Origin of the sequence: Sulfuricaulis sp. (genome assembly GCF_049587675.1) — a bacterium.
Classification (GTDB): domain Bacteria; phylum Pseudomonadota; class Gammaproteobacteria; order Acidiferrobacterales; family Sulfurifustaceae; genus Sulfuricaulis.
In genome coordinates, this window is the sequence record NZ_JBAVEJ010000152.1 from 1 (window position 1) to 2369 (window position 2369).

Consider the following 2369-nt stretch of genomic DNA (forward strand, 5'->3'; position numbering starts at 1 on the left):
ATATTTATAATTTTGGTAGAACTCACCATTTCCTCTTCGCAGCTCTACTAAACTCAACTCAAATCGTTTTGCGCCGCGCCACGCCGATCAGTCCCAGCAGCCCCGAACCGAACAGCCATATGGCGGCAGGCAGAGGCACGACGGTCGCTGCAAACTGGTCTCCCAAAAGCTGATGTGCATACGTTGTGGGGTGATTTTGATCCCAGAATAAATACTGATCCGGATTGGCGCAGGGGACCAAGGAGACGCTCAGACAGCTGTCGGTGACGTTCGTAAACCCGAAACCGCTGGGATTGGCCACCACCGCATTGACGGCCAAAAAGGTATCGAACGCGATGATGTTCGCGTTCGTCTGACTGCGCACATCGGCCAGAGCGTTCGCCAGCTTCCCGTTGAAATCGAGCGTGATGGCATGGGCCAGGAACATGGCTGCCGATCCTTGAGAACTGACCCAGGGTATCAATGCCAAGTCCGGAAGATTCGGGACCAGAAAATTCTTTGCACCCAGTGAGGCTAGAGTGGATACCTCGCCGGCCAAATTGTTGGCGGCCGTGGTCGCCGCGTTCTGACCGGCGCCCAGACCAGTGATGTTTGCGAAATCATCGGCGCCTCCCCAGAGAATATACAACGCGGTCGGGTCAGCCGTAGAAACCGTCGATTGGTAATTGTTGACTTCGCTCAGCATCCCAACCAAGCCGACCGATCCACCGGGATCGTAGATATTGGTGAGACCGGTCGTGGCGCCCCCTTCCGCGAAGTTGGTCAGACCTGCGTTCAAGCTCGAGGCGAGATACTCCACCGCAAGCGGACCGTTCGAGGCACGGCCGGCGTAATACGGCGGGCTGGGCGGCTGCCCGATTTTGCTGAAAAGAATGCCCGTGTCAGAAAGGCTGTCGCCAAAAACAACCAAGTCGCTGTAGGCCGAAAACGCTGCGGCCGCGGGGAACCACAAACACATTGCCATGGTGCGCAACATGAGCGCATATCTCATCGCATGACGGCTTCTTCCATCCTGTGGCGTCTTCATACCGTTCGCTCCATCGTCATTCCCAAACTCACGTTGCCGCTTGCGCCGAACAGCTACCGGCTCCTCTGCTCCGCCACTAAGAACCCGCCGCCCTACGCCGCGCCACACCGAACAGCCCCAACAACCCCCAGCCGAACAACCATGCCGCGGCGGGCACGGGAACCGGCGACGCGGCGCCATTGAAGACCAGGAAAGTTGGGGCTCCCAAGGCGCCTCCCGCTGGCACAAAGGCGTCGATAAAGGCGCCGGTAGTCCCGTCATAGCGAAGGACGCTGCCGTTGCCGTAATCACCAACATACAGATTGCCGTCGGGCCCGAAAGTCAGAGGTCGGGGAAGCGTGCTCAATCCGCCGCTTCCCGCGGTTACGAAATCATCGATGAACGTCCCGGTGGTGCCGTCAAAGCGCGCCACGGTTCCGCCTCCGAAGTTGGTGACATAGAGGTTGCCATCGGGCCCGAAGGCCACACCCCGGGCGCTCAAAAGGGTCCCCGGCACAAAGGTAGCGATGAACGATCCCGTGGTTCCGTCATAGCGGAGGACGCCGCCGCCATCCGTAGTGACATAGAGATTCCCGTCCGGCCCAAAAGTTAAACCTTCGGGGTTGCTCAAGCCGCCGCTGCCAGGGGTTACGAAGGCACCCGCCGGTGCTCCGGTTGCCGCATCGTAACGCGTCACCGCGCCAGGGTCGGCACTGTTTGCCACATGGAGAAAGCCGCCTCGAAAAGTCAGGCCCGCCGAGTCTTCCAGACCTCCACTTCCATCGGGTATGAACTCATCGATGAATGCTCCCGTCGTGCCGTTATAGCGCAGCACGTTGTCACCATCGGAATTGCTCACATAAAGATTGCCGTCAGGCCCGAACGCGCCGCCTAACGGAAAACTGAGACCGCCGCTTCCCGTGGGCACAAAGATGCCCTTGAAGGCACCGGTCGTGCCGTCGTACCGGAGCACATTCAAGTCCGGGCTGAAGAAGTTCCCCACCAAAAGGTCGGCCCTGGCTTCGACAATCTCGAAGACACTCGCCAACATCAGCAAGCCAGCCAGCCACAGGCTCCGTGCCGCCTTGGTTATGTCGCTTCTCCCGGCGCCATCACGCGATATGTTCATAGTGATCCTCCTTGATCAGTGATTGGATTGGTGGCTATCCGATAAAACTTTGGGCGACCCCCTGTTAAACCGGCAGCTGGCGGCGTTGCCGCGCGATACCCATCAGGCCCAACAACCCCGAGCCGAACAGCCACGCCGCGGCCGGTATCGGCACGGGCGCCAGGAATCCCCGAATCTCTCCCCCGGTGAACATAGACGTGTGAATGTTAAAGTAGGCATGTCCGTCCGCCAATC

Annotated in this window: 3 protein-coding genes; all 3 read right to left on the minus strand. The window is 59.3% G+C overall.

Annotated features, from left to right (window positions below; genetic code table 11):
• Positions 1–58: 58 nt before the first annotated feature.
• The 3 genes from WB402_RS07775 to WB402_RS07785 all read right to left on the minus strand — a co-directional run bounded on the left by WB402_RS07775 (position 59) and on the right by WB402_RS07785 (position 2367).
• The gene (locus WB402_RS07775; RefSeq protein ID WP_424206596.1) at positions 59–1027 is read right to left on the minus strand and encodes an SGNH/GDSL hydrolase family protein; all 969 of its coding nucleotides are present in this window, start codon (positions 1025–1027) and stop codon (positions 59–61) included.
• A 76-nt stretch (positions 1028–1103) separates the two neighbouring features.
• The gene (locus tag WB402_RS07780) at positions 1104–2135 is read right to left on the minus strand and encodes a hypothetical protein (RefSeq protein WP_424206598.1); all 1032 of its coding nucleotides are present in this window, start codon (positions 2133–2135) and stop codon (positions 1104–1106) included.
• Between the two features lie 64 nt (positions 2136–2199).
• Positions 2200–2367, minus strand: a complete 168-nt coding sequence (locus tag WB402_RS07785; RefSeq protein WP_424206600.1) for a CHRD domain-containing protein — start codon at positions 2365–2367, stop codon at positions 2200–2202.
• Positions 2368–2369: the final 2 nt, after the last annotated feature.